Source organism: Sphingomonas sp. BE138, assembly GCF_031456125.1.
In the GTDB taxonomy this organism is placed as follows: Bacteria; Pseudomonadota; Alphaproteobacteria; order Sphingomonadales; family Sphingomonadaceae; genus Sphingomonas.
Map to the genome: position 1 here is coordinate 102,659 of NZ_JAVDUC010000010.1, position 23,492 is coordinate 126,150.

Annotated in this window: 30 protein-coding genes; 20 read left to right on the plus strand and 10 right to left on the minus strand. The window is 68.9% G+C overall.

Annotated features, from left to right (window positions below; genetic code table 11):
* Nucleotides 1–35 precede the first annotated feature (35 nt).
* The 3 genes from J2Y58_RS13615 to lipB form a co-directional block, all read right to left on the minus strand.
* On the minus strand, nt 36–725 hold the full coding sequence (locus J2Y58_RS13615; protein ID WP_310103963.1) for a hypothetical protein: 690 nt from the start codon (nt 723–725) through the stop codon (nt 36–38).
* 255 nt (nt 726–980) lie between these two features.
* Nucleotides 981–1,241, minus strand: coding sequence for a hypothetical protein (locus tag J2Y58_RS13620; protein WP_310103964.1), 261 nt, complete (start codon nt 1,239–1,241; stop codon nt 981–983).
* Nucleotides 1,242–1,332: 91 nt separating this feature from the next.
* A complete protein-coding gene (gene lipB, locus J2Y58_RS13625; protein WP_405053106.1) occupies nt 1,333–2,022 on the minus strand; it encodes a lipoyl(octanoyl) transferase LipB in 690 nt (229 codons plus the stop codon).
* A 149-nt stretch (nt 2,023–2,171) separates the two neighbouring features.
* Here lipB and J2Y58_RS13630 point away from each other — a divergent pair, with 149 nt between their 5' ends.
* Both J2Y58_RS13630 and J2Y58_RS13635 read left to right on the plus strand, forming a co-directional pair.
* On the plus strand, nt 2,172–2,993 hold the full coding sequence (locus tag J2Y58_RS13630) for a hypothetical protein (protein ID WP_310103966.1): 822 nt from the start codon (nt 2,172–2,174) through the stop codon (nt 2,991–2,993).
* Nucleotides 2,990–3,733, plus strand: a complete 744-nt coding sequence (locus J2Y58_RS13635) for a hypothetical protein (protein WP_310103968.1) — start codon at nt 2,990–2,992, stop codon at nt 3,731–3,733. The genes J2Y58_RS13630 and J2Y58_RS13635 overlap by 4 nt, the downstream gene beginning before the upstream one ends.
* On the opposite strand, the gene J2Y58_RS13640 is transcribed toward J2Y58_RS13635, so the two are convergent.
* Complete coding sequence (locus J2Y58_RS13640) at nt 3,703–4,296, minus strand: GNAT family N-acetyltransferase (protein WP_310103970.1); 594 nt, start codon at nt 4,294–4,296, stop codon at nt 3,703–3,705. The two genes, J2Y58_RS13635 and J2Y58_RS13640, sit on opposite strands and share 31 nt — an antisense overlap.
* Nucleotides 4,287–5,129: an oxygen-dependent coproporphyrinogen oxidase gene (hemF, locus tag J2Y58_RS13645; RefSeq protein WP_310104042.1), complete on the minus strand. Its 843-nt coding sequence runs from the start codon at nt 5,127–5,129 to the stop codon at nt 4,287–4,289. Before hemF ends, J2Y58_RS13640 begins: the two co-directional genes overlap by 10 nt.
* A 64-nt stretch (nt 5,130–5,193) precedes the next feature.
* Between hemF and J2Y58_RS13650 the strand changes: the two genes are divergently transcribed.
* Nucleotides 5,194–5,970, plus strand: coding sequence for an AcvB/VirJ family lysyl-phosphatidylglycerol hydrolase (locus J2Y58_RS13650; RefSeq protein WP_310103972.1), 777 nt, complete (start codon nt 5,194–5,196; stop codon nt 5,968–5,970).
* Here the strand turns inward: J2Y58_RS13650 and J2Y58_RS13655 are convergent.
* On the minus strand, nt 5,897–6,349 hold the full coding sequence (locus J2Y58_RS13655) for a tRNA (cytidine(34)-2'-O)-methyltransferase (protein ID WP_310103974.1): 453 nt from the start codon (nt 6,347–6,349) through the stop codon (nt 5,897–5,899). The genes J2Y58_RS13650 and J2Y58_RS13655 overlap by 74 nt on opposite strands.
* 168 nt (nt 6,350–6,517) lie before the next feature.
* Here J2Y58_RS13655 and petA point away from each other — a divergent pair, with 168 nt between their 5' ends.
* The 10 genes from petA to tatC all read left to right on the plus strand — a co-directional run bounded on the left by petA (nt 6,518) and on the right by tatC (nt 13,569).
* Nucleotides 6,518–7,102, plus strand: coding sequence for a ubiquinol-cytochrome c reductase iron-sulfur subunit (petA, locus tag J2Y58_RS13660; RefSeq protein WP_310103976.1), 585 nt, complete (start codon nt 6,518–6,520; stop codon nt 7,100–7,102).
* Between the two features lie 14 nt (nt 7,103–7,116).
* Entirely contained in the window at nt 7,117–8,403 is a 1,287-nt protein-coding gene (locus tag J2Y58_RS13665; protein WP_310103978.1) for a cytochrome b N-terminal domain-containing protein, read from the plus strand.
* 32 nt (nt 8,404–8,435) lie between these two features.
* Nucleotides 8,436–9,278 carry a cytochrome c1 gene (locus tag J2Y58_RS13670; RefSeq protein ID WP_310103981.1) on the plus strand — a complete coding sequence of 281 codons (843 nt, stop codon included), beginning with the start codon at nt 8,436–8,438 and terminating at the stop codon, nt 9,276–9,278.
* Between the two features lie 150 nt (nt 9,279–9,428).
* Entirely contained in the window at nt 9,429–9,959 is a 531-nt protein-coding gene (locus J2Y58_RS13675; RefSeq protein ID WP_310103982.1) for an adenine phosphoribosyltransferase, read from the plus strand.
* Between the two features lie 128 nt (nt 9,960–10,087).
* Nucleotides 10,088–10,651 carry a hypothetical protein gene (locus J2Y58_RS13680; protein WP_310103984.1) on the plus strand — a complete coding sequence of 188 codons (564 nt, stop codon included), beginning with the start codon at nt 10,088–10,090 and terminating at the stop codon, nt 10,649–10,651.
* Nucleotides 10,652–10,743: 92 nt separating this feature from the next.
* Nucleotides 10,744–11,496 (plus strand): ScpA family protein, encoded by a 753-nt coding sequence (locus J2Y58_RS13685; RefSeq protein WP_310103986.1) that lies wholly within the window; start codon nt 10,744–10,746, stop codon nt 11,494–11,496.
* A complete protein-coding gene (scpB, locus tag J2Y58_RS13690; protein ID WP_310103988.1) occupies nt 11,493–12,062 on the plus strand; it encodes an SMC-Scp complex subunit ScpB in 570 nt (189 codons plus the stop codon). Before J2Y58_RS13685 ends, scpB begins: the two co-directional genes overlap by 4 nt.
* A 27-nt stretch (nt 12,063–12,089) precedes the next feature.
* Nucleotides 12,090–12,326: a twin-arginine translocase TatA/TatE family subunit gene (locus tag J2Y58_RS13695; RefSeq protein ID WP_310103990.1), complete on the plus strand. Its 237-nt coding sequence runs from the start codon at nt 12,090–12,092 to the stop codon at nt 12,324–12,326.
* Between the two features lie 29 nt (nt 12,327–12,355).
* The gene (gene tatB / locus J2Y58_RS13700; protein WP_310103992.1) at nt 12,356–12,799 is read left to right on the plus strand and encodes a Sec-independent protein translocase protein TatB; all 444 of its coding nucleotides are present in this window, start codon (nt 12,356–12,358) and stop codon (nt 12,797–12,799) included.
* Nucleotides 12,796–13,569 (plus strand): twin-arginine translocase subunit TatC, encoded by a 774-nt coding sequence (gene tatC / locus J2Y58_RS13705; protein WP_310103994.1) that lies wholly within the window; start codon nt 12,796–12,798, stop codon nt 13,567–13,569. The genes tatB and tatC overlap by 4 nt, the downstream gene beginning before the upstream one ends.
* A gap of 198 nt (nt 13,570–13,767) precedes the next feature.
* Here tatC and J2Y58_RS13710 read toward each other — a convergent pair whose 3' ends face one another.
* From J2Y58_RS13710 to J2Y58_RS13720, 3 genes are all read right to left on the minus strand, one after another.
* The gene (locus J2Y58_RS13710) at nt 13,768–13,902 is read right to left on the minus strand and encodes an entericidin A/B family lipoprotein (protein ID WP_310103996.1); all 135 of its coding nucleotides are present in this window, start codon (nt 13,900–13,902) and stop codon (nt 13,768–13,770) included.
* 259 nt (nt 13,903–14,161) lie between these two features.
* On the minus strand, nt 14,162–15,706 hold the full coding sequence (locus J2Y58_RS13715; RefSeq protein WP_310103999.1) for a histidine kinase dimerization/phosphoacceptor domain -containing protein: 1,545 nt from the start codon (nt 15,704–15,706) through the stop codon (nt 14,162–14,164).
* Between the two features lie 54 nt (nt 15,707–15,760).
* Nucleotides 15,761–15,919, minus strand: a complete 159-nt coding sequence (locus J2Y58_RS13720) for a NepR family anti-sigma factor (protein WP_310104001.1) — start codon at nt 15,917–15,919, stop codon at nt 15,761–15,763.
* Nucleotides 15,920–16,182: 263 nt separating this feature from the next.
* On the opposite strand from J2Y58_RS13720, the gene J2Y58_RS13725 reads away from it, so the two are divergent.
* The 3 genes from J2Y58_RS13725 (at nt 16,183) to J2Y58_RS13735 (ending at nt 17,946) form a co-directional block, all read left to right on the plus strand.
* Nucleotides 16,183–16,977 carry a response regulator gene (locus J2Y58_RS13725; RefSeq protein WP_310104003.1) on the plus strand — a complete coding sequence of 265 codons (795 nt, stop codon included), beginning with the start codon at nt 16,183–16,185 and terminating at the stop codon, nt 16,975–16,977.
* An 81-nt stretch (nt 16,978–17,058) separates the two neighbouring features.
* Complete coding sequence (locus tag J2Y58_RS13730) at nt 17,059–17,196, plus strand: hypothetical protein (RefSeq protein WP_310104005.1); 138 nt, start codon at nt 17,059–17,061, stop codon at nt 17,194–17,196.
* Between the two features lie 102 nt (nt 17,197–17,298).
* A complete protein-coding gene (locus J2Y58_RS13735; RefSeq protein WP_310104045.1) occupies nt 17,299–17,946 on the plus strand; it encodes a sigma-70 family RNA polymerase sigma factor in 648 nt (215 codons plus the stop codon).
* A gap of 434 nt (nt 17,947–18,380) precedes the next feature.
* Here the strand turns inward: J2Y58_RS13735 and J2Y58_RS13740 are convergent, their stop codons facing one another.
* Nucleotides 18,381–18,551: a hypothetical protein gene (locus J2Y58_RS13740; protein WP_310104007.1), complete on the minus strand. Its 171-nt coding sequence runs from the start codon at nt 18,549–18,551 to the stop codon at nt 18,381–18,383.
* Between the two features lie 39 nt (nt 18,552–18,590).
* On the opposite strand from J2Y58_RS13740, the gene J2Y58_RS13745 reads away from it, so the two are divergent.
* The 4 genes from J2Y58_RS13745 to erpA all read left to right on the plus strand — a co-directional run bounded on the left by J2Y58_RS13745 (nt 18,591) and on the right by erpA (nt 23,407).
* Entirely contained in the window at nt 18,591–21,236 is a 2,646-nt protein-coding gene (locus J2Y58_RS13745; protein WP_310104009.1) for a bifunctional [glutamine synthetase] adenylyltransferase/[glutamine synthetase]-adenylyl-L-tyrosine phosphorylase, read from the plus strand.
* Nucleotides 21,215–21,658: a peroxiredoxin gene (locus tag J2Y58_RS13750; RefSeq protein ID WP_310104011.1), complete on the plus strand. Its 444-nt coding sequence runs from the start codon at nt 21,215–21,217 to the stop codon at nt 21,656–21,658. The genes J2Y58_RS13745 and J2Y58_RS13750 overlap by 22 nt, the downstream gene beginning before the upstream one ends.
* Nucleotides 21,659–21,866: 208 nt before the next feature.
* A complete protein-coding gene (locus J2Y58_RS13755; RefSeq protein ID WP_310104012.1) occupies nt 21,867–23,003 on the plus strand; it encodes a M23 family metallopeptidase in 1,137 nt (378 codons plus the stop codon).
* Nucleotides 23,004–23,068: 65 nt separating this feature from the next.
* Nucleotides 23,069–23,407 carry an iron-sulfur cluster insertion protein ErpA gene (gene erpA / locus J2Y58_RS13760; protein WP_310104014.1) on the plus strand — a complete coding sequence of 113 codons (339 nt, stop codon included), beginning with the start codon at nt 23,069–23,071 and terminating at the stop codon, nt 23,405–23,407.
* The last annotated feature ends 85 nt before the right edge of the window (nt 23,408–23,492 follow it).

The following is a 23,492-nucleotide window of genomic DNA, read 5'->3' on the forward strand; positions in this document are numbered from 1 at the left end:
GGCGGCCTGCCGCGGTCCTCGGCGTTCCCTTGGCCTTACCGCGCCGCGTACACCACCGCCCCGAACGGCTCGCCGCACTTCTTGACGACGAACTCGTCCTTCTTCCAGCAAGCCTTGTCGAACCGCGGCAGGAAGGCGGGAGTCAGGCGGACCTCCATGCGCGGAAACTGCTGCTCACCCCACGGCGTCAGGCTGTTGCGCACTTCGCGCATCCGCGACAGCGCGATGTCGCCGAAGCTGCCGCGCGGCGCGTACAGCGCCTCGCGCCCGATGCTCGACGCCGTGCCGCAGAAGCCGTATTGCGCCGCAACCGTCGCAAAGCCCGAATAGGTGCGCGTACCGAATTGATCGAGCGCACTCTGGCCGTCCTTCTTGGTCTTGGCGACCCGCTCGAAATACTTGCCGAGCGCGGCATAGGATTGCGCCAGCTCCTGCTTGTGATCGGACAGGATCGCATTGTAGTTCTGCACGGTCAGCAGCGACGGCTCGAACTGACATTGCAGCGCCGCGACGTTCAGCGCCGCGCGCATGTTCCACACCATCGCCGCGCGAAGCTCGTCGGGCGTCGCGCCCGGCAGCGCCTGGCCGATGCCCGGTTCGTCGCCACGCACGCGCTCTCCGCGCAGATCCTTGCTCTTCATATAGAATTGCGCCGCCGCCGGCGTCGCGACCATCAATCCTGCCGCCAGTGCCGCCACGGCCCCGGCGATCCCCACCTTTTGCATGTCCCCAAACTCCTCGCGCACGGCAGCGCCGCATGCGGTTCCGTTTACAATAACTTCGGCAGGGGACCCAAGCGCAAATCGGCGCGGGGAAGATTCGGTTTACCGCAAATTGCTTGCGGGTGCGGCATCTGTTCGCGGAGCGTAACGGTTGGTTGCGTGATCTAGCCGTGGCGGAAAGAAGAGCGCGTGCCCGGAAGAAGAAAGGCCGCCCGGTTGCCCGGACGGCCCTTCTGATACAATCGCCGAACCGGCAGATTACATCGCGTTCGACATGCCGCCCATGTTCGACATCATCATGTCGTTGCTCATGCCGGTGTCGTTGGCCATCATGCCGCCGTTCATCGCGCCGTCCACGGCGGTCATGTTGTCGGTCATGGTGTCCATGCCCTCGGTGGCGTTCATGTCGGTGACCATGGTGTTCTCGGTGCCCTCGGTCTTCGAGCCGCACGCCGAAACCGCGAGAGCGGCCGCCGCGAGCGCCGAACCGGCCAGGACCTTGGTGATGACTGCACGCATGAATTTGCTCCCTAGACTATGGATTTGGCGACCGACCGGCCGTTTTTTGTTCCCAAACCGACGTGGACATTAATCACAGATGACCGGCCCCTCAAGTCTCGTTTTCACCCGCACAAATCAGGCTATTGAGAAAGGCCTCGGCGGTGAACGCCAGAGCCGCGTCGAAAGTTGCAGTGTCGGACGGCGCGTCCAGCGCGGCAGCGCTGGTGACGGGGAACTCCGCCAGCCCGCACGGCACGATCCCGGTGAAATGCTGCAGGTCGGGCGACAGATTGACCGAAAAGCCGTGCAGCGTCACCCAGCGGCGCACCCGGATCCCGATCGCGCCGATCTTCGCCTCCTGTCCGGCGGCGTCGCGGGTCCAGATACCGATCCGCCCCTCGGCGCGGAACGCCGCGATGCCGATCCGCGCCAGCGCGTCGATCACCCAGCCTTCCACCGCATGCACGAAACAGCGCACGTCGCGCCCGCGCTTGTTCAGGTTTAGCACCAGATAGCCCACGCGCTGCCCCGGACCGTGATAGGTATAGCGCCCGCCGCGCCCGGCCGGCACCACCGGGAAGCGCGGGTCGACCAGTTCGCTCGGGTCGGCGCTGGTGCCGGCGGTGTAGACCGGCGGATGTTCGAGCAGCCACACCAGCTCGCGCGCCGCGCCCGCCGCGACCGCCGCCGCACGCGCCTCCATCTCGGCGAGCGCCTGCGCATAGTCGGTCAGCCCCGGCGTCACGCGCCATTCGATGCCGCCCGGTCCGGCGGCGCTTCCGTTCGTCTCGGTATCCACGCCGGGTCAGATGCGGGCGGCGAGGGCGCTTGGCAAGGCGGCGCGGTGGCAGGCGAGAGGCAGGGCGGTGGCGATGACGCCCATTGCCCGGCGGCGGAATGGCCCCTAGGCCCGGTGATGGTAAGTCGCAGGGGACGCGAGGGGTGGCGATGGTCAGGATCAGCGATGTGTGGGACCGCACGGTCGATGTGCTGCGCGGACGCGCCGCCATCCTCGCCGGCATCGCGTTTCTGACGATGGTGCTTCCCGCGATCGCCGTCGGGGCGGTGGGCAACGTCGTGTCGGTGCCCACGGGGGCATCGTTGCTCGGTTCGCTGATCCAGCTGGTGGTGGTCGCGCTGCTGGTAACGGGTGTCCTCGCGATGACGGCGGTGGCCAGCGACCCGCTGGTCGACCGTGCGCAGGGTTTTCGGATCGCGCGCCAGCGGCTGCTGCCCGCCTTGGGGGTGAGCGTGGCGCTGGCGATCGCGCTGCTGGTGGTGGCGGTGCCGATCGCGTTGTTCTTCGTCTATTCCGGTGCCCATCTGAGCGCGCAGGGCACGGTCGACATGTCGCAGGCCGCGCCGGGCGCCAGCGTCGGGATCGGCCTGGCGACCATCGCCGGTGGCGTGCTGGCGATCTGGGTCACCGCCCGGATCGTCCCGCTGTTCGCGGTCATCGTCAACGAACGCCGCGGGGTGGGCGCGCTGCGCCGCAGCCTGGCGCTGACGCGTGGTGCGACCCTGCGGCTGATCGGCGTCCTGATCCTTTACTTCATCGTGCTTGCGGTCGTGATGCTCGCCGTCTCGTCGGTGGTCGGCGTCGTCGCGCGGCTCGTGCTGGGCGCGGAGGCGGTCGGCACGGTGCGGTTCGTGCTGGCGGTGGTCAGCGGGTTGATTTCGGCTGGCGCCACCGTCGTGCAGACGGTGTTCAACGCACGCTTCTATGTCGCCGCCGTGGAGCGTGAGCAGCGCATGGCGCCGCTCGCATGACGATCGGCGTCGCCGGGCTGTTGTCGATCGTCTGGCGGCTGTTCCGGCGCGATGCGGCGCTGGTGCTGCCGATCGTCGGCACCTTCGTCTTCCTGCCCGCCTTCGCCGCGCTGCTGCTGTGCGATCCGGCGGCCCCGCTGCCGGCCGCGCCGCGCGACGAGGTGGTGATGCAGGCGTGGATGCAGGCGGTGGCGGTCTGGGGCCAGGGCAACGGCATCTGGTTCCTGCTTGCCGAGCTGGTCGGCACCTATGGCATCGCCGCGGTTGCTCTGTTCCTGCTCGAGCCCGACCGGCTGACGATCGGCCAGTCGCTGGGGCAGGCGATGGTCCGGCTGGTGGCGTTCACGATCGCCGGCATCGCGATCGCCGTGCCGGTGTCGATGGGGCTGTGGATGCTGGTGCTCCCCGGCCTCTACCTTCAGGCGCGGCTGATCGTGGCGATTCCCGCGATGGCGCGCCACCCGGCGCTCCGCCCGCTGCCCGCGCTGCGGCTCAGCTGGAAGATGACCAAGGGGCTCGACCGTGCATTGACCGGCGCGCTGGTCGCGCTGTTCCTCGCGCAGTGGCTGGCGGTGTCCCCGCTGCTGCTGGCGGACGAAGCGCTGCGCGCCGGCGCCGCCAACCCGGTCGCGCTGGCGCTCGTCGATGCGCTGATCGCCGCGATCGGCGCCGCTTATGCGCTGGCGACGCTGCTGCTCGGCGTCGTCGCCTATCGCGTCCGTGCCAGCAAGGGCACCTGAGGCGCGGCGTCGGCGGGCAGCACGCCCAGCACCCGCGGGTCGGCGAACGTCTCCACCGTCCGCCTGATCGCAACGAAGCCTTGTGCGCGGTAGAAGCCCAATGCACGCGGGTGGTCGAGCGTGCAGGTGTGCACCCACACGCGCTCAATGCCGCCACGCCACGCCAGCATCAGCGCCTGCGCCATCAACCATCGCCCCAGCCCGCGCCCGGCCAGCTCGGGCACGAGCGCGAAATAGCCGATCTCGCACGCGCCGCGCGCGCGGAAGTCGAGCTCCAGCATCCCGACCTCCACGCCCGCGCGATCGACCACTGCATAGACTTCCACCGCCGGGTCATGGATGATCGCGATCAGCGCCGCCTCGTCCATCACCAGCCGCGAGAACCACAGCCACGGCGCCCCCACCCGGCGGAACAGGGCACGATATTTCTCCGCCGCCGGCGCCTCCCACCGCACCAGTCGCAGCGGCGCATCCGGCAACGCCCGCGCGCGCGGGCGCTCGGTCATCTCCAGCGTGGTGACGATCGTCGCGACGTGATCGTCGGGAACCGATGTCAGTCCCATGTGGCCACCGGCGGCAGGCTCATCAGGATCGCGTCGATGTTTCCGCCGGTCTTCAGTCCGAACAGGGTGCCGCGGTCATAGACGAGGTTGAACTCGGCATAGCGCCCGCGCCACGCGCGCTGCGCGGCGATGTCGGCGTCGCTGAACGGCATGTCCATCCGGCGTCGCACGATCCGCGGGAAGGCGTCGAGGAAGGCGCGCCCCACGTCCTGCGTGAACGCGAAATCGGCGGCGAAATCGCCCTCCAGATGATCGTAGAAAATCCCGCCCACGCCGCGATGCACCCGGCGATGCGGAATATAGAAATACTCGTCGGCCCATTCCTTGAAGCGCGGATAATGCGCCGGATCGTGCGCATCGCAGGCACGCCGCAAGGTGTCGTGGAAATCCGCGGTATCCTCCGCGATCGGCAGCGGCGGGTTCAGGTCCGCACCGCCTCCGAACCAGCGCCTGGTCGTCACCAGGAAGCGCGTGTTCATATGCACGGCCGGCACGTGCGGATTGGCCATGTGCGCGACCAGGCTGATGCCGGTCGCGAAGAAGCGCGGATCCTCGCCCGCCCCGTGGATGGTGCGCGCGAAATCGCCCTCGAACGTGCCCCCGACGGTGGAGACGTTGACCCCGACCTTTTCGAACACGCGGCCCTTCATCACCCCGCGCACGCCGCCGCCGCCGGGCTCGCCGCTCGGGTCGGCGCGCTCCCAGGGTGTGTAGTCGAACCGCGCGTCCGACCCGGCCTCGCGCTCGATCGCCTCGAACTCGGCGCAGATCCGGTCGCGCAACTCCTCGAACCAGGCGCGCGCGGCGGCCTGTTCGTCATCCAGCGTCATCATGCCGGTGCCATAGGCGCTCGCCTGCCGCTGGCCAAGGCGCCAGCGCGGTGGCACAGCGCGGATCATGAGCGCAACGTCCTTCTGGCGCGGCATCCGCGTCACCGCAGTCAGCTCGGCCTTCGTCTGCGCCGCGGTGGCGGCGGCAGGCTATTTCGACCGCGACCCCTATCATCTCTACCCCGCGCAGCCGCCGCTAAGCCACGTCGCGGTCGTCAACGTCTCGGGCGACATGGGGCTGCGTTTCCTGCTCGGCGCGTCGACCTCGCGCGGGTTGACCGAGCATCACGTTCCGGTCCTCGGCGTCTCCTCGCCCGCCGTCTTTCGCAGCCGCCGCACCCGCGCGGAGGTCGACGCGTTCGTCGCCGACGCGATCCGCAATGCCGTCGCGCGGACCGGCAAGGACCGCATCGTCGTCATGGGCCAGTCCTATGGCGCCGACATCGTCCAGACCGGGCTGGCGAACCTGCCCGCCGACCTGCGCGCGCATGTCGCCGGCATCGTGCTGATCCTGCCCGGCGACACCGTGTTCTTCCGCGCCGACCCGACCGGCTGGGCCTATCGCGGCACCCCCGACAGTATCGGGCGAACCACCGGCAACACGCTTACCTGGGCGCCGCTCACCTGCATCTACGGGCAGGAGGAGGACGACAGCCTTTGTCCGCAGCTCCGCATCCCGGGCGCGACGATCGTTGCGATGCCCGGCGGCCACAACCTCCACCACGACAGCGCCGGGCTGTTCGCCCACGTCTGGGCCGCGATCGCGCGGGTCACGCCGCCGGCCAGCCCCCGGTCTGCCGCAGCGCCTCGCCCAGCAGCATCGCCCCCGCCACCGCCACGTTGAGCGAGCGCAGGCCGCTGCGCATCGGTATCCGCACGCGCAGGTCGGCGCGCGCATGGACGTCGGCCGGCACGCCCGCCCCCTCGCTGCCCAGCAGCAGGATGTCGTCGCGTTCGAACCGCACGTGCGGCAGCGGCATCGCCCCGGCGGTCGTCGCCAGCACGATCCGCCCCGTCGCGGCGCCGAGGAACGCCTCCCAATCGGCATGACGGCGCACGTCGACCTGGCCCGCATAATCCATCCCCGCGCGCGCCAGCGCACGGTCGCTCCACGGAAATCCCATCGGCTCGATCAGGTCGACGCCCACGTCCATGCACGCCGCCAGCCGCAGCAGGGTGCCGACGTTGCCCGCAATGTCGGGCTGGTAGAGCGCGATCCGCATGGCCGTGCCCTTACCGGCGTAAAATGCTGTTGGCAAAGCGGCGAGGGCACGGCTATCAGGCCGGAAAGGGCCGCCGTGGGGACGGGCAGGTCACAGGCGGGGAGCACCAGTGTCGCACGCGGCATCAGCCACCCGCCGGACAGAGGAACGGGCAGAGGTGTGACGCGAATGGCGACGGCAGAGCAGGAAATCCCACTCGGCGAAGATCCCGCGCCCTACCATGAGGCGACGCACGACCCGCGCCGCCGCGACTTCATCAACATCGCCGCGGTGTCCTTTGCCGGCATCGGTGCGGTCGCGATCGTCCTTCCGCTCATCAACCAGATGAACCCGTCGGCCGACGTGCTGGCGCTGTCGACGACCGAGATCGACATCTCGAAGATCGCGCCCGGCCAGGCGATCAAGGCCAGCTTCCGCAAGCAGCCGCTGTTCGTCCGCAACCTCACGCCCAAGGAGATCGCCGAGGCCGATGCGGTCAACATCTCCTCGCTGCGCGATCCGGAGACGCTGGAGGAGCGGACCAAGGCGGGCAAGAAGAACTGGCTCATCACGCTCGGCGTCTGCACCCACCTGGGATGCGTGCCGCTGGGCGCGGGCGAGGGCGAGAACAAGGGGCCGTTCGGCGGCTATTTCTGCCCGTGCCACGGCTCGGCCTATGACACCGCCGGCCGCATCCGGCAGGGTCCGGCGCCGCAGAACCTGCACGTGCCCGAGTACACGTTCAATTCCGACACCGTCGTGACGGTCGGCTGAGGGGAGATACGAAGATGAGCTTTCCCTGGGCCAAGCATTACGAGCCGAAGCAGCCGCTGATGCGGTGGATGGACGAGAAGCTGCCGCTGCCGCGCCTCGTCTACAACGCGATCGGCGCGGGCTATCCGGTGCCGCGCAACCTGAATTATTTCTGGAACTTTGGCGTGCTCGCGGGCGCGGCGCTGGTGATCCAGATCATCACCGGCGTCGTGCTGGCGATGCATTACGCCGCCAATGCCGGCGTGGCGTTCGGCTCGGTCGAGAGCATCATGCGCGACGTCAACGCCGGCTGGTTCCTGCGCTATGCGCACGCGAACGGCGCGTCGATGTTCCTGGCGGTCGTCTACATCCACATCGGGCGCGGGCTGTATTACGGCTCGTACAAGGCGCCGCGCGAGATGGTGTGGCTGCTCGGCGTCGTCATCTTCCTGCTGATGATGGCCACCGCGTTCATGGGCTATGTGCTCCCGTGGGGGCAGATGAGCTTCTGGGGCGCGCAAGTCATCACCGGCTTCTTCTCGGCGATCCCGCTGGTCGGCGAGACGGTGCGCGTGTGGCTGCTGGGCGGGTTCGCGCCGGACAATGCCGCGCTGAACCGCTTCTTCTCGCTCCACTATCTGCTGCCGTTCGTGATCGCGGGCGTCATCATCCTGCACATCTGGGCGCTGCATATCCCGGGTTCGAACAACCCGACCGGCGTCGACGTGAAGGGCGAACAGGACACAGTGCCGTTTCACCCGTACTACACCGCCAAGGACGGCGTCGGCGTCGGCGTGTTCTTTCTGCTGTTCGCGTTCTTCGTGTTCTTCTCGCCGAACCTGCTCGGCCACCCCGACAATTACATCGAGGCGAACCCGCTCTCGACGCCGGCGCACATCGTGCCGGAATGGTACTTCCTGCCGTTCTACGCGATCCTCAAGAGCTTCACCGCCGACTTCATCCTGCCGGCCAAGCTGTGGGGCGTGCTGGCGATGTTCGGCTCGATCCTGCTGCTGTTCTTCCTGCCATGGCTCGATGCCTCGCCGGTGCGCTCGGCCAACTACCGGCCGACCTATCGCTGGTTCCTGCTCGTGCTGCTGCTCGACGTGCTGGTGCTCGGCTATGTCGGCGGGGCGGAGGCGACCGCACGCAACGTGATGATGGGCCAGATCGCGGCCGGTTACTATTTCGCGCACTTCCTCATCATCCTGCCGCTGGTGTCGGCGGCCGAGCGCCCGCGCCCGCTGCCGAACTCGATCACCGAGGCGGTGCTGGCCAAGCACGGCGGCACGTCGCCCGCCAAGACCGCGATGGCGAGCTGAGCTAGAGAGACGAAGAGGGGATTCGACAGGCAATGGTTCGTCTCATTTCACTGCTGGTCGGTGCGGGGTTCGTCTTCGTGCTCGCGCTGGCGCTGTTCTTCACCGCGAAGGACGCGATCCAGAACCCGGCGCCGCACACCGCCGAACATGCGTTCCACAAGCATCCCGAGGACATTCACCTGTCGTCTGCGGGCTTCTTCGGAAAGTTCGATCGCGCGCAGGTGCAGCGCGGCTTCCAGGTCTACAAGGAAGTGTGCGCCGCCTGCCACTCGCTGAAGTACGTCGCGTTCCGCGACCTTCAGAAGATCGGCTATTCGGAGGCCGAGGTGAAGGCGATCGCCAACCAGTGGGTGATCGAGCAGCCGAGCGTCAATCCGGAGACGGGCGAGGCGGCAACGCGCAAGAACCTGCCGTCGGATCGCTTTCCGTCGCCCTTCGCCAACGAGGTCGCCGCGCGTGCCGCCAACAACAACGCGCTGCCGCCAGACCTGTCGTTGATGACCAAGGCGCGCGAGGACGGCTCGAACTACGTCCATGCGCTGCTGATGGGCTATCGCGACCAGCCGGCCGAGCTGCTGCGCGAATTCCCGGACGCCAAGACGCCGGAAGGGCTGCACTACAACCCGTATTTCGCGAACCTCAACATCGCGATGCCGCCGCCGATCACCTCGGACGGGCAGGTGACCTATTCGGACGGTACCCGCGCGACCAAGGACCAGATGGCCCGCGACGTCGCCGCCTTCCTGACCTGGACCGCGGAGCCCAATCTCGAGGCGCGCCATGCCGCGGGTGTCGCGGTGGTCATCTTCCTGCTGATCTTCGTCTACCTGACCTGGGGCGCGTATCAGAACGTCTGGCGCAACGTGAAGCACTGAGCGGGCAGCCTGACCTTGCGCGAGCGAGGTGAGGACATGCCACGGCGGTCGGCGGGGCGGGCGCAGCCCGGCACGTCCGACGACCTGGCCCCAACCGAAACGGCGACCGGACACCTGTTCCGGTCGCCGTTTTCGTGTAGGCGGTCGTGCATGAACGACGACCTGAAGGCGCTGATCCGCACCATTCCGGACTTTCCCAAGCCCGGCATCCAGTTTCGCGACATCACGACATTATTGCTGTCGCCGCAGGGGCTTGCGGCCTGCATCGAGCGGATGGTCGCCGCGGTCGACGGGCCGGTGGATCTGGTCGCGGGCGTCGAGGCGCGCGGGTTCATCTTTGCTGCGGCGCTGGCGGTGCCGCTGAACGCGGGCGTGCTGTTGATCCGCAAGGACGGCAAGCTCCCGGGCGCGACGATCGCCGAGGACTATGCCCTTGAATACGGGCAGGACCGGATCGCGATCCACGCCGACGCCTGCGCGCCCGGCGCGCGCGTGCTGCTGGTCGACGACCTGATCGCGACCGGCGGCACCGCACGCGCGGCGGTGCGGCTGCTGCGCAAGGCCGGGGCGGTCGTCACCCAGGCGCAGTTCGTCGTCGACCTTCCCGACCTGGGCGGCGCCGACCTGCTCCGCGCCGATGACGTCGCGGCATCGGCGCTGGTGGCGTTTCCGGGACATTGAACGAGGCCCGGGTGCCGGTGCTTCGCCCAAAATAGCAGTTCCGGGGCAGGAACTGCGCCCGATATCACGCGGTTGATACCGATCGGTGGCGCGTTTCGGCCACCAGACTCCCGTATTGGAGGATCGCGATGCTTTCGCCGCGTCTGCTGCTGATCGGTCTGCCGGGAACGCTGTCGCTCGCGGCGACCGCGTGTACCGATGGGTATGGCTATTCGGGCGTCGGGGTCGGCGTCGGGGCGGGGCCGGGCTATTACGGCGACCCTTATTATGCGGGCGGGTATGGCGCCGGCTCTTATGGATGGTACGGCGACTATTATTATCCGGGTAGCGGCACCTACGTGTACGATCGCGCACGTCGACCGTATCGGTGGAACGACGGCCAGCGGCGCTACTGGGAGCAGCGTCGCTACGGCAACCGCGAGGTTCGCGCGAACTGGCGCGATTTCGGTCGCGACGTGCGGCGCGAGCGGCGCGATTACCGCAACGACGTCCGGGCCGACCGCCAGGCGTTCCGCGACGGGCGGATCACCCGCGACCAGTTCCGGCAGGAGCGGGGCGAGGCGCGGCGCGAATACCGGCGCGATGTGCGGCAGGAATATCGCGAGCTGCGCCGCAACAATCGGGCGGAAGGTTTCCGCACGCCGCGGCCCGATCGGGCGTTTCGTCCACGCGGGCCGCGCGGGCCGCGCTGAGCGCGTCCGCCGCACTTGGAGGGAGGGGCCGGTTCATGCCAGTGTGGCGCGGTGGAGCATCGGTCTGCCCTGATTGAGACGGTCGCGACGCGATGAGCGCCGCGCCCGAACAACTGACGCTCGACCTGCACGGCTTCGAAGGGCCGCTCGACCTGCTGCTGTCGCTCGCGCGCGCGCAGAAGGTGGATCTGCGCGACATCTCGATCCTGCAGCTGGTCGAGCAATATCTGGCCTATGTCGATCAGGCGCGCGTCCTTCAGCTCGACCTCGCCGCCGATTATCTCGTGATGGCGGCCTGGCTCGCCTTCCTGAAGTCGGCGCTGCTGCTGCCGCGTGACGATGCGGAGGAGGAACCGGATGCCGACGAGCTGGCGGTGCGGCTGCAACTGCGGCTGGAGCGGTTCGACGCGATGCGCGACGCGGGCGCGCGATTGATGGCGCGCGACCGGCTGGGCCGCGACGTCTTCACTCGCGGCGCGCCGGAGGGATTGCACGTCGTGCGCAAGGCGTTCTGGTCGGTGGAATATTACGATCTTCTCGCCGCCTATGGCCGCGTCACGGCGCGGTCGCGCCCGGTGCTGCACGTCGTGCGCGATCGCGAGGTTTTCACGCTGGAGGCGGCGCTGGCCCGGCTCGGTGCGCTGCTGGGCGGTGCGATCGAGTGGTGCGCGATCGAGCGCTTCCTGCCCGCGGTCGAGGGCGAGGTGCTGCGGCGCTCGGCGCTGGCATCGAGCTTTCTGGCGGCGCTGGAGCTGGCGCGCCAGGGGCGGGCCGAATTGCAGCAGGAGGCGCCGTTCGCACCGCTCTACGTCCGCCGCGGCGACGGTGCGGGTCCCGGCGCATGACCGACGCGTACGAACGCGCGGTCGAGGCGGTGCTGTTCGCCGCCACCGAGCCGCTGACCCGCGACGCGATCCGCGCGCACGTCGGGGAGGGCGATGTGCGCGGTGCGCTGGAACGGCTGGCGATCCGCTATCGCGGGCGTGGCATCGAGCTGGTCGAGCGCTGCGGGCGCTGGCATTTCCAGACTGCCCCCGATCTGGCGCACCTGCTGCGGCGCGGGCGCGACGAGGTGCGCAAGCTGAGCCGCGCGGGAATCGAGACGCTGGCGATCATCGCCTATCACGAGCCCGTGACGCGCGCCGAGATCGAGGCGATCCGCGGCGTGCAGACCGCGAAGGGCACGCTCGACGTCCTCATGGAAGCCGGGTGGATCCGACCGGCCGGGCGACGCGACGTGCCGGGTCGTCCGCTGATGTTTTCGACGACCCCCGAATTTCTGTCACATTTCGGGCTCAATAGCCGCCGCGACCTCCCGGGCATCGACGACCTGCGCGCCGCAGGGCTGCTCGACCCGGTCAATCTGGCCTTCGACCAACTCGCGGTGGAAAACCCGCGCGAGGAAGACTAGATACATTCGTCTATAGGAGATTCCGTCATGGGCAGCTTCAGCCTTCCGCATATCCTGATCCTCGCGGTCGTCGCGATCCTGCTGCTGGGCGGCGGGCGTTTCTCCAGCCTGATGGGCGACGTCGCCAAGGGTGTGAAGAACTTCAAGAAGGGCATGGCCGAAGAGGACGAGGACGATCGTCCCAAGCCGCGGATCGAGGCCAAGAGCCATGCCGAACCCGCGTTCGACCGCGACGCCGAGCGCGTCCGGGAGGAGCGGCGCTGATCCTTCGCACTCCGTCCGGCACACGCTGAATGCTCGACATCGCTCCGTCCGAATTCCTGCTGGTCGCGTTCGTCGCGCTGGTGGTGATCGGCCCCAAGGACCTCCCCAAGGCGATGCGCGTCCTGGGATATTGGGTCGGTCGTGCGCGCGCGGTCGGCCGGCAGTTCCGCGCCGGCTTCGACGAGATGGTGCGCGAGGCGGAACTGGAAGAGATGGAGAAGAAGTGGAAGGCGGAGAACGAGCGGATCATGCGCGAGCATCCGTTCGTGCCCGCGCCGCCCGCGCTTCCCGACCAGACGACGGACGCGCCCGGCGACCCGACCGGCGCGTCCGCGCATGACGACGGCGCCGTGCAACAGCCGGTGATGGTCGAGAAGCCGCATGTCGCGCCGGCCGACCCGACCGCGCCCGGCGACCGGCCGGCCGGCGATACGCCGCTTCATAACCCGCTTCAGGACAGGGCCGCGTCGTGACCGAGATCGTCGACGAACTCGAGGATTCGCGCGCGCCGCTGCTCGACCATCTGCTCGAGCTGCGACGCCGGCTGCTGTACTGCATCGCGGCCGTCTTCCTGGCGTTTTTCGTCTGCTGGTATTTCGCCGAGGACATTTTCGCGTTCCTCGTCCAGCCGCTGCTCCACGCCGGGCAGAAGACGGTCATCTATACGCAGGTGTTCGAGGCGTTCTTCGTCCAGGTGAAGGTCGCTTTCTTCTCCGCGATGATGATCTCCTTTCCGGTGATCGCCAATCAATTGTGGCAGTTCGTCGCGCCCGGCCTGTACCGCAAGGAGCGGCGCGCGCTGCTGCCGTTCCTGCTTGCCACCCCGGTGCTGTTCCTGATGGGGGCGGCGATGGCCTATTACATCGCGATCCCGATGGCGCTGCATTTCCTGCTGGGCTATTCCGGGATGATCGGCGGCGTGCAGCAACAGGCATTGCCGGCGATCGGCAACTATCTCAGCTTCGTCATGCAGTTCCTGTTCGGGTTCGGCGCGGCGTTCCTGCTGCCGGTGCTGCTGATGCTGCTGGAGCGCGGCGGGATCGTCACCCGCAAGCAGCTGATCGGCGCGCGGCGCTATGCGATCGTCGGTGCGTTCGCGATCGCGGCGGTGCTGACCCCGCCGGACGTCGGGTCGCAGCTGCTGCTCGCGATTCCGCTGGTGATCCTCTACGAGGCCGCGATCATCGGGATCTGGTTCACCGAGCGCCGGCGTGCGCGCGAGGATGTCGCCACCGCGGAATAAGGTTCGGCGGCCATGTGGCACGGGCATTGTCCGGCGGGTCCGGCGCGGTGCCGAGATCGACGGTGCGTGCGGCGATGCACGTGTCTCGACAGTCCCAGCACGAACCAAAGCGGACCTAGGGTGCGTGTCGCCGACGCGCATGAAAAAGGGCGATCCGTCTTGCAACGGACCGCCCTTCGATCGCCAGAGGCGATGCGCTTACTTGCTCTTGTCGGCGGCTCCGGCGACCGCGTCGCCCGCGGAGGACACGTCCCTGCCGACGCCGTGCACGGTATTGCATGCCGAAACCATCACTGCGGCCGCCAGAACCGCGACGGTAAGAACTTTACGCATTGAACAGCCTCCTGGAAGTCTTCGCACATAATGCACGTGTGTCGCGCTTCGTTCCGCGACGACAACAAAGTCCAGCGCTGAAAAGATTAAGGCCCGGAAGCACCACCGGGGGGGAGGGGTAGGTGCTTCCGGGCCCATGACTTGGATAGCGAAAGCGGGGGGGCGTATAGTCGCTATCCGAAGGTCATAACCGCGGTGGTGGGCCGTGGTTCCGCGCGCGGTGCATCTTTTTTACGATCGGTTCGCGTCAGCCTTTGCGCTATTCGCGTCCCGTGACGGCGATCGCGATCTCGTACGCGCCGGACAGCGGGTCGTGCTGCAAGGTCGAGCGCAGCTGGCGTGTCAGACCCTCGATCACGCGACCGTACCGGTGCTTCAGCCCGTCACGCAGATGATCGGTGTCGACCAGCGCGCGCGAGGTCAATCGCAGCAGCGCTCGCTGCGGATCGTCGAGCGGCTTCAGGGTCATACTCACCTGCGTCTCGCTGGCGCAGGTCATCGCCAGCTCGACCAGCTCGGTGACGAGGAACGCCACCGCCACCGCCACGTCCTGCGTGACGTAATAAGGGTCGATGTCGAGCACGATGCCGACGCGCGTTCCCTCGGGCGCGGTGGCGCGGATGCTGGAGGCGAGTTCGCCGAGCACCGCGCGCAGGCCGACGCCGCGATTCTCCTCCATCTCCGCATAATGATAGCGGTGGACGACGGCGAGCGCGTCGACGCGGCGCTGGATCGAGCTATAGGCCTGCGTCGCCTCCACGCTGCGCGCGCCGCGGGCGTGGAAGTTGATGAGGCTGGAGATGACTTGGAGGTTGTTCTTGACGCGGTGGTGCACCTCGCGCGTCAGCTTGGTCTGGCGCATCAATCCTTCCGCGAGGCCGGCCTCGTGGATCGCGACGGTGCGGCTGAGCGCGCGGAAGGTGTCGCCGAGGTCGCGGATCTCCTGCGCGGGCAATGCGCGCAGCATCGCCGGGTCGGGCTGGTCGCCGGGCGCATAGGCCGCGATGCTGCCGCGCAGCGCCCGCAGCGGCGCGATCAGCAACCGGTCGACCACGAACCAGCTGATCGCCGCAGCCGCCGCCCACATCAGCAGCGGCAGCGTCAGCGCGACCAGCAGCGGCGATCCGATCGGCGCGCTGCGGACCTGCATCTCCAGCGCGAGGCCGGCGATCCCCAGGTCGCTGCGGATCGTCTCGCGGCGCTCCAGCGCGCTTTCGCGCGCGAGCGGGTCGAGCTCGAGCCGCTCGTCGCCGAGCGCCATCGCCAGGCCGTAATCGGGAGCGAAGCCGCTCGGGCGGCTGATCTGCGCCAGGAACGGCGCGGGAAAATAGGCGGCGGCGGTCAGCCCGTCGCTGCGCCCGGCGAAGCGCAGCATCAGCCCGCGCTCGGCGACCAGGCGCGCGCTGACCGCATCGGCAGGGGACTGGCGCGCGAAGGCGGCGGCGCCGGGGAAGGGTTCGCCGCAGATCGCGCGACCGCGGCGGTCGAGGATGACGAAGCTGGTGCCGGCGGCGGATTGTTGCGCGAAGACACCTTGCGCGCGTGCGCAGCTGGGGGCGTCGCCGCGGTCGGCGGTGAGCGCATCGACCGCGACGCGCAACGCGGTCATGTCGCCGACGAGCTCGATCGCGATCGCGCGGCTGGATTCGGACGCGGCGACGCAAAGGTGCGAGCGCAGTTCGGTATCGGCGATCTGCGTCACGCGCAGCGTCGCGAAGATAGCGATCAGCGCCAGCGGGAGCAGCGCGATGCTGAGGATCAGGAAAAGCTTCGCACCGGTCGGCCAGCGGGTGAATACGTCCAAACGCCCCGCGGCGCGCCGGGGGGCGTCAATGACCGGATCGGCTGCCACTTCGCGTCAGTCTAGCTTGCCGAGCAGCGACAGCAGGTCGTCGGGGACGGTTTCCTCGACGGTCTTTTGATAGACGGAGCGCAATGCCGATCCCATGTCGCGGTTCTTCGATTGTGCCGCAGTGCCTTTCTTCGGCTTTTCAGGCGCTTCCTTGTCCGACGTCAACGTAAACCCCCTAAAGACAACCCGACCCTGCGCACCGCAAGCGGGCCAGCGGACGCATCGGTCGACCCCGTTAGCGGGTGCCCAACCTGACGAGTGCGTAAAGCACCTATGGCCGATGAAACCAAAACTGGCGTCGATGGTTCCATGCGGGTGCGACGAAATTCGCCGGCCGGGGGGACTCATCTGCGGCCGGGCATCGCGTCCACATACATCTGGGTATCGGCGGTGGCGCTGGATCGCACCGCAGGGAGGGTTTTCTACACATGTCGCTCGGACAACAACTCGCGCCGCACCTTCCGTTCCTGCGCCGCTACGGCCGTGCGCTGACGGGCAGCCAGGCGCAGGGCGACCGGTATGTGCGCGCCACGCTGGAGGCGATCGTGGCCGCGCCGGAGGAATTCCCGCGCGACGTCGATCCGCGGCTGGGGCTCTACCGGACCTTCCAGGCGATCTGGAACTCGACCAATTTCGACGAAACCGCGGACGAGGCGCCGGCCGAGGACCAGGAGGCGGTCGCGCGCGCGCGGCTGTCGCGGATGACGCCGCTGTCGCGGCAGGCGCTGTTGCTCACCGCGATGGAAGGCTTCACGCCCGAGGACGCGGCCTATCTGATCGAGGTCGACGCCGCGGAGGTCGACGCGCTGGTCGCCGAGGCGCTGGCGGAGATCGAGAAGCAGACGCGCGCGCGGGTGCTGATCATCGAGGACGAGCCGATCATCGCGATGGACATCGAATCGATCGTCCGTGACCTGGGCCACGAAGTCACCGGCGTCGCGGTGACCCGCGACGAGGCGGTGGCGCTGGCGATGGAGGATCGCCCGGGGCTGGTGCTCGCCGACATCCAGCTGGCCGACGACAGCTCGGGCATCGATGCGGTCAAGGACATCCTGGCCGAGTTCAACGTGCCCGTGATCTTCATCACCGCCTTCCCCGAGCGCCTGCTGACCGGCGAGCGGCCGGAGCCGACGTTCCTCATCACCAAGCCGTTCCAGCGCTCGACGGTGAAGGCGGCGATCAGCCAGGCGTTGTTCTTCGACGAGAGCACCGTTCCCGCGTGATCCCGCGCACCGGTATCGTCGGCATCGTTTCCGGGTCCGTGTCGATACGGACCCAAAACGTTCCTGGGGGGTTATCCGTGCATGGCAGACGATAACGAGCGCATCCACCTCGAAACCGACGAGGCGCGTGCCGGCAGCACCCCGGGCATGACCCGTTACATCCTGGCGGCGTCGCTGCTGCTGATCATCGCGATCTTCGCCGCCATCCTGCTGTCCTGATCGCCGATGTTGACGCACGGACTGGCCAAGCGGCCCGGCGACACCTATCTTGACGGCCCGGACGCGCGCCAGACCGGCGCCGATCCAGCACAACGGAGCGGCATGACCCAATCCACCTCGCTCGCGGACGACGAGTCGACGCCGGCTCCGGTCGAGCACGTCGCGCTCTCCGACCCGGAGTTCAAGAAACAGCTCGCGCTGGTCATTCCGCACCTGCGCGCGTTCGGCCGTTCGCTGTCGGGCAACCGCGATCTCGCGGACGATCTGGTGCAGGAAACGCTGCTAAAGGCATGGGCGGCGCGCAAGCGTTTCCAGGCCGGCACGAACATGCGCGCGTGGACCTTCATCATCCTGCGCAACCTGTTCCTCAGCCAGATGCGCCGCGCGCGCTTCAAGGGCGAGTGGGACGATCTGGTCGCGGACCGCGTGTTGGCGGCGCCGGCGAGCCAGGACAAGCACGTCGAACTCGCCGACATGCAGCGCGCGCTGATGCACCTGCCGCAACCGCAGCGCGAGGCGCTGATCCTCGTCGGCGCAGGTGGCTTCGCCTATGAAGAGGCGGCCGAGATCTGCGGCGTGGCGGTCGGCACGATCAAGAGCCGCGTGGCGCGCGGGCGCGTGGCGCTCGAAAGCCTAATGGCCGGCAGCGCGCTGTCGTCGCGCCGCGACCACGAGGTCGACAGCGAACGCTCGACGCTGGACTCGATCATGAGCGAAGTCGACGAACTGAGTCGCGACCGCGACAATTGAGTGCGTGCGTCTTCGCTGATGGGGGCGGAGCGATTCAGGTCGATGGACTCGTCTTCGAATTGATTGGTCGTTGCCGCACGGCTTGATCCGCCCCCGTGCGTTCCATGTCGGCGTATGCCGCATATCCATCGTGCGCCGCACCTGTCTGCGTGCATCGGCAACCCACGGTCGTTGATCGCAAGGGACGTCCCGCCTGACACGTGCTTCGACAGGCTCAGCACGAACGGGCGGGGGGCCTTCTCCGAGGAATAGTCCGATGTGGGGCAAGCGTTGGCGGGCCGGGTCAGGACAGGCAGCGGCGGGTCGATGCAGGGACGTGCCGCGGCCAACTTTGCCGGTGCCATGCCGTGGAAAGACCGGTTCCAAAAGCGGCGGTGGCGATGATGCGGGGTAGCGCGTCCGGGATGTCGTGCGGTCCTTCCTCCGGCGAAGCGCTATCGAACGCGGCGCAATTTTTCCATGCACGCCTCGATCTCGGCCGGCATCCTCGTGTCCCGCCCGAAGGCCCGGCGCAGCGGCATCGACAGGTCGTCGGCCGCATGCGGCGTACCCACGACATAGGCGCCGTGCGACGGAATGCTGTCGGAGGAAGCCTGACGAACCATGATGGCGGAACGCAGCCTCCCGGCTAAGGTTGCGGTTGCATGACCGATCCCATCATCGAGGCGCGCGACCGTGCGGCGCATTATGCGCCATTCCTGGACGGCCTGATCGCGCGGGAGGAGGCGACCGCGGCGGCGCTGGCACAACCCGACCTGCCGATCGGCAAGCGGCTGCGGCTGGAGCGCCGCACGCTCGCGCTCGACGTGGCGATCGGCGATCTCGCCGGCACCCTCGATCTGACCGCGGTGACCGCCGCGCTGACCGATTTCGCGGACAGCGCGCTCGACCGTGCGGTGCATGCCGCGATCGTCGAGCGCACGCCGGACGCGCAGCCGCAAGGGTTTGCCGCCATCGCGCTGGGCAAGCAGGGCAGCCGCGAGCTGAACTATTCGTCGGATATCGATCCGATCCTGCTCTACGATCCGGTAACGCTGCCGCATCGTCCGCGCGAGGAGGTGGCGGATGCGGCGGTGCGGATCGGGCGGCGCGTGCTCGAACTGCTGCAGGGGCGCGATGCGGACGGCTATGTGCTGCGCGTCGACTTGCGGCTGCGGCCCTCGCCGGAGGTCACGCCGATCGTCATCCCGATCGACGCCGCGATCGCCTATTACGAATCGCAGGCGCTGCCGTGGGAGCGCGCCGCGTTCATCCGCGCGCGCGCGGCGGCGGGCGACCGCGCACTGGGCCAGCGCTTCCTTGATGCGATCCGCCCGTTCATCTGGCGGCGCAGCCTCGACTTCGGGGCGGTCGGCGAAATCCTCGACATCACGCGCCGCATCCGCGACCATCATGCGCAGGGGCAGGCGTTCGGCGCGGGATACGACCTGAAGCGCGGGCGCGGCGGCATCCGCGAGGTCGAGTTCTTCGCGCAGATCCACCAGCTGATCCATGGCGGGCGCGATCCCGCGGTGCGGGCGCCCGCCACCCGCGATGCGCTGGCCGCGCTGGCCGCGGCCGGACGGATCGACGCAGGCGATGCGCAGGCGCTGGCCGAGGCGTACACGCTGCTGCGCACGATCGAGCACCGGGTGCAGATGATCGACGATCGCCAGACGCACGCGCTGCCGACCGGCGATGCGCTGACCCGGGTCGCGCGGCTGCATGGCCTGGCGGATGGGCAGGCGCTGCTCGACCTGCTCGCGCCGCATGTCGCGCGGGTCGCCGCGATCTTCGACCGGCTGGCGCCCGCGCCGGTCACGGCGGTTCCGCACGAGGGCGAGCGGCTGGTCGGGCATCTGGCGGCGGCGGGCTTCGCCGAGACCGCCGATGCGGCGCGCCGGATCGCCACGTGGCGCGAGGGCCGCTACCCGGCGTTGCGCAGTGCGGCGGCGCAGAGCGCGCTGGAGGCGGTGTTGCCGGGACTGGTCGAAGCACTGGCGCAGGCGCCGGTACCCCTGACGGCGCTGAACCGGCTCGACCGGCTGCTCGAACGATTGCCGAGCGCGATCAACATCTTCCGCCTGCTGGAAGCGCGCCCCGCGCTCGCGACGTTGCTGGGGGAGATCCTGAGCCATGCGCCGACGCTGGCGGAGGCGCTGGCGCGGCGACCGGATCTGCTCGACGGGCTGATCGACGCCAGCGCGTTCGAGCCGGTGGGGTCGGTCGCGACGCTGGCCGCGCAGATGCGCGCCACCGAGCGCGGCGCCGACTATCAGGCGACGCTGGAGCATGTCCGCCGCGTGGTGGGCGACCGGCGCTTCGCGCTCGGGGCACAGATCGTCGCGGGGCGCGCCGATCCGCTCGATGTCGCCGCCGGCTATGCCCGCGTCGCCGAAGCGGCGATCGAGGTGCTGGCCGAGGCGACGGTCGCGCCGTTCGAGGCAGCGCATGGGCGCGTGCCGGGCGGCGAACTGGTGATCCTGGCGCTGGGGCGGCTGGGCGGAGCGGCGCTGACCCATGCGTCAGACCTCGACGTCATCTACCTCTTCACCGGCGACTTCACCGCTGAATCGGATGGCGCCAAGCCGCTGGGCGCGACCTTGTATTTCTCGCGACTGGCGCAGCGGGTCACCGCGGCGCTGTCGGTACCGACGGCCGCGGGGCCGCTCTATGCCGTGGATACGCGGCTGCGGCCCTCGGGCGCGCAAGGGCCGCTGGTGGTCAGCCTCGATTCCTTCGCGCGGTACCAGCGCGAGGAAGCGTGGACGTGGGAGCATATGGCGCTGACCCGCGCGCGCGCGATCTATGGCAGCGCGCCCGCCCGGCGTGCGGTCGAGGGGATCGTGGCGGCGGTGCTGGCGGGGGAGCGGCAGGTGCGCGACGTGCCGGCCGACGCCGCGGCGATGCGCGCGGAGATGGCACAGCACAAGCCGCCGCAAGGGCCGCTCGACGCCAAACTGCTGCCGGGCGGGTTGGTGGACCTGGAATTCGCGGTGCATGTCGCGCAGCTGACGCGGGGCATCGCGTTCACGCCCGAGCTGGGCACGGCGATCGACATGCTGATCGCAGCGGGCGTGTTCGCGCCGGATCTGCGCGGGGCATACGACCTGCTCGCGCGGCTTCTGGTGACGGTGCGGCTGGTGGCGCCGGATGTGCAGGAACCGGCGGCGCCGGCGACGCGGGCGTTGATCGCGCGGGCGGTGATGCTGCCGGACTGGGCGGCGGTGCTTGCCACGCTCACGCGGGTGCGCGAGAGCGTGGCGGCAAGCTGGCAGGAGAGCATCGCATGGACACCCTCCCGGACGTGACCGCCATCGGCGTCGACGGCGCGCCGTTGCGGCTGCACGACCTGCCGCGGCCGTTGGTCGTCTATTTCTATCCCAAGGACGATACACCGGGCTGCACGCGCGAGGCGCAGGATTTCTCGTCGCTCGGCGATGACTTCGCCGCCGCCGGTGTCACCGTGCTCGGCGTGTCGCGCGACACGGTGGCCAGGCACGTCAAGTTCCGGGACAAGCACGGACTGACGGTGATGCTGGCCAGCGACGCGGACGGCAGCGTGACCGAAGCGTTCGGCGTCTGGGGCGAGAAGCAATTGTACGGGAAGACGTACATGGGGATCGAGCGGGCGACGTTCCTGTTCGATTCCGACGCCAGGCTGGTCAAGGCGTGGCGCAAGGTGAAGGTTCCCGGCCATGCGGCGGCCGTGCTGGACGCCGTTCGCGGCTGAACCGGCACCCTTTGCGCCGCGATTCACAACGGCTCGGCGCATGACTCCGGCGCTTGGACGCGCGGGGTGGCGGGAACTATTGCGCGATTAACCTTTCGCCGCGCACAAACCTTTGCGTTCGCCGCGGTGGCCATCGGTCGCGGGCGGACACGGAAAAAGGGGAAGGCCGGCGCGCGTCGCATCGGCCGCAGTCTTGATCTGGGGTTCGATGACCGACACCGCTTCTCTGCCGGCCGGGCGGCCGCTTGCTCGCCTGAACGCCATGATCGCCGGACGCCCGGCGCTGCTGCGCGGGGGCGCCGCACTGCTGCTCGGTTTCGCCGGCTACGGCGCGCTCCAGGCCTCGACGCAGGTCGCCGAAGCCGCGGGGCTGACCCCGGCGGCGGCCGCGCAGGCCGAGCGGTTGCAGGCGATGGAGCACAAGGTCGCCCGGATGCAGGCGCGGGTCGCGACGATCCGCACCGCGGCGCAGCAGCATGCCGAGCGGATCGAGCAGCGTCAGGAACTGCTCGCCGCCGCGCTGACCGGGCAGGGGGACGCCAAGCGGCTGGCGCTCGCCACGCTGGCGGTCGATCCGCAGGCGACGCGCGTGGCCGCCGACACGATCCGTCCGTTCCTGAAGGTGGAAGGCCGTCAGGCCGAGCTGGCGCAGGTCGCCGAGCGGCAGTTGCTGGAGCGCTATACGCAGACCGCCCGCCAGCTTCGCCAGCGCGGGATCGCGCCGAGCCGCATCGCGCGGGGCGCGTCGGCGATGGGCGGCCCGCTGGTGGAGGCGACTAGCGCCGAGGCGCGCGCCGACATGGCCGCCGACCAGCAGTTCCGATCGCTGTTCATGACCTGGAAGAAGCTCGACAAGCTGGAACAGGGCGTGATCGCGATCCCCTCGGTCCAGCCGGTGCAGAAGCTGAACTTCACCAGCAATTTCGGCATCCGCTCCGACCCGTTCCGCGGCACTGCGGCGATGCACGCCGGGGTCGACATCCCCGGCCCGACCGGCACGCCGATCTATGCCACCGCGGACGGCATCATCAGCCACGCCGGCCGCCAGGGCGGCTATGGCAACATGGTCGAGATCAACCACGGCAAGGGCATCGCCACCCGCTACGGCCACCTGTCGAAGATCATCGTCGCCGATCACACGCGCGTGAAGCGCGGGCAGCTGATCGCGCTGATGGGTTCGACCGGGCGCTCGACCGGCCCGCACCTCCATTACGAAGTGCGGATCGACGGCCATGCCGTGAACCCGGTGCCGTTCCTGACCACCGCCGATTACCTGATGGCGGCGCAGGACCGTGCGGTCGGGCAGATCCCGGTGTCGACGAGCGGACCGGCGCCGCAGGACTGAGGCGGGGCGGTGACCGGCGCGGAGCAGGGCTTTCCGTCCGCAGCCGCCGCGCCTATCTATCATCTATGGCCACGCTTGCACCCGACATCATCCTGACCCCCGCCGCTGCGGCGCGCGTTGCCGCGATCGCGGCGCGGCAGAACAAGCCCGCGATCCTGCGGTTGTCGGTCGAGGGCGGGGGCTGTTCGGGGTTCCAGTACCGGTTCGGCTTCGCGGACGCGCCGGAGACGGCGGACGTCGTGACCGAAACCGACGGCGTGCAGCTGGTGGTCGACGACGTCAGCCTCGACCTGGTGCGCGGGGCGAGCGTCGACTATGTCGAGTCGCTGGGCGGGGCGTCGTTCAAGGTCGAGAATCCCAACGCCGCCAGCGGTTGCGGATGCGGAACCAGCTTCTCGGTGTAGCGCGGCGCCGACGTTCACGTCGGTATGTGTGCGGTGGAAACCGTGCGGTTAGACAAGCGCCTGCACCGCGGTTAGACCGGCGCGC

Excerpts from the sequence above, each read along its gene's own strand:
- J2Y58_RS13735 (WP_310104045.1), top strand. The coding sequence starts at position 17,299 with ATGACCCAATCCACCTCGCTCGCGGACGACGAGTCGACGCCGGCTCCG.
- J2Y58_RS13680 (WP_310103984.1), top strand. The coding sequence starts at position 10,088 with ATGCTTTCGCCGCGTCTGCTGCTGATCGGTCTGCCGGGAACGCTGTCG.
- scpB (WP_310103988.1), top strand. The coding sequence starts at position 11,493 with ATGACCGACGCGTACGAACGCGCGGTCGAGGCGGTGCTGTTCGCCGCC.
- J2Y58_RS13725 (WP_310104003.1), top strand. The coding sequence starts at position 16,183 with ATGTCGCTCGGACAACAACTCGCGCCGCACCTTCCGTTCCTGCGCCGC.
- J2Y58_RS13665 (WP_310103978.1), top strand. The coding sequence starts at position 7,117 with ATGAGCTTTCCCTGGGCCAAGCATTACGAGCCGAAGCAGCCGCTGATG.
- J2Y58_RS13640 (WP_310103970.1), bottom strand. The coding sequence starts at position 4,296 with ATGGGACTGACATCGGTTCCCGACGATCACGTCGCGACGATCGTCACC.
- J2Y58_RS13630 (WP_310103966.1), top strand. The coding sequence starts at position 2,172 with ATGGTCAGGATCAGCGATGTGTGGGACCGCACGGTCGATGTGCTGCGC.
- hemF (WP_310104042.1), bottom strand. The coding sequence starts at position 5,129 with ATGATGACGCTGGATGACGAACAGGCCGCCGCGCGCGCCTGGTTCGAG.
- J2Y58_RS13685 (WP_310103986.1), top strand. The coding sequence starts at position 10,744 with ATGAGCGCCGCGCCCGAACAACTGACGCTCGACCTGCACGGCTTCGAA.
- tatB (WP_310103992.1), top strand. The coding sequence starts at position 12,356 with ATGCTCGACATCGCTCCGTCCGAATTCCTGCTGGTCGCGTTCGTCGCG.
- J2Y58_RS13695 (WP_310103990.1), top strand. The coding sequence starts at position 12,090 with ATGGGCAGCTTCAGCCTTCCGCATATCCTGATCCTCGCGGTCGTCGCG.
- J2Y58_RS13750 (WP_310104011.1), top strand. The coding sequence starts at position 21,215 with ATGGACACCCTCCCGGACGTGACCGCCATCGGCGTCGACGGCGCGCCG.
- petA (WP_310103976.1), top strand. The coding sequence starts at position 6,518 with ATGGCGACGGCAGAGCAGGAAATCCCACTCGGCGAAGATCCCGCGCCC.
- J2Y58_RS13710 (WP_310103996.1), bottom strand. The coding sequence starts at position 13,902 with ATGCGTAAAGTTCTTACCGTCGCGGTTCTGGCGGCCGCAGTGATGGTT.
- J2Y58_RS13730 (WP_310104005.1), top strand. The coding sequence starts at position 17,059 with ATGGCAGACGATAACGAGCGCATCCACCTCGAAACCGACGAGGCGCGT.
- J2Y58_RS13655 (WP_310103974.1), bottom strand. The coding sequence starts at position 6,349 with ATGCGGATCGCGCTCTACCAGCCCGACATTGCGGGCAACGTCGGCACC.
- J2Y58_RS13675 (WP_310103982.1), top strand. The coding sequence starts at position 9,429 with ATGAACGACGACCTGAAGGCGCTGATCCGCACCATTCCGGACTTTCCC.
- J2Y58_RS13635 (WP_310103968.1), top strand. The coding sequence starts at position 2,990 with ATGACGATCGGCGTCGCCGGGCTGTTGTCGATCGTCTGGCGGCTGTTC.
- J2Y58_RS13745 (WP_310104009.1), top strand. The coding sequence starts at position 18,591 with ATGACCGATCCCATCATCGAGGCGCGCGACCGTGCGGCGCATTATGCG.
- J2Y58_RS13740 (WP_310104007.1), bottom strand. The coding sequence starts at position 18,551 with ATGGTTCGTCAGGCTTCCTCCGACAGCATTCCGTCGCACGGCGCCTAT.
- erpA (WP_310104014.1), top strand. The coding sequence starts at position 23,069 with ATGGCCACGCTTGCACCCGACATCATCCTGACCCCCGCCGCTGCGGCG.
- J2Y58_RS13670 (WP_310103981.1), top strand. The coding sequence starts at position 8,436 with ATGGTTCGTCTCATTTCACTGCTGGTCGGTGCGGGGTTCGTCTTCGTG.
- J2Y58_RS13755 (WP_310104012.1), top strand. The coding sequence starts at position 21,867 with ATGACCGACACCGCTTCTCTGCCGGCCGGGCGGCCGCTTGCTCGCCTG.
- J2Y58_RS13650 (WP_310103972.1), top strand. The coding sequence starts at position 5,194 with ATGAGCGCAACGTCCTTCTGGCGCGGCATCCGCGTCACCGCAGTCAGC.
- J2Y58_RS13615 (WP_310103963.1), bottom strand. The coding sequence starts at position 725 with ATGCAAAAGGTGGGGATCGCCGGGGCCGTGGCGGCACTGGCGGCAGGA.
- J2Y58_RS13620 (WP_310103964.1), bottom strand. The coding sequence starts at position 1,241 with ATGCGTGCAGTCATCACCAAGGTCCTGGCCGGTTCGGCGCTCGCGGCG.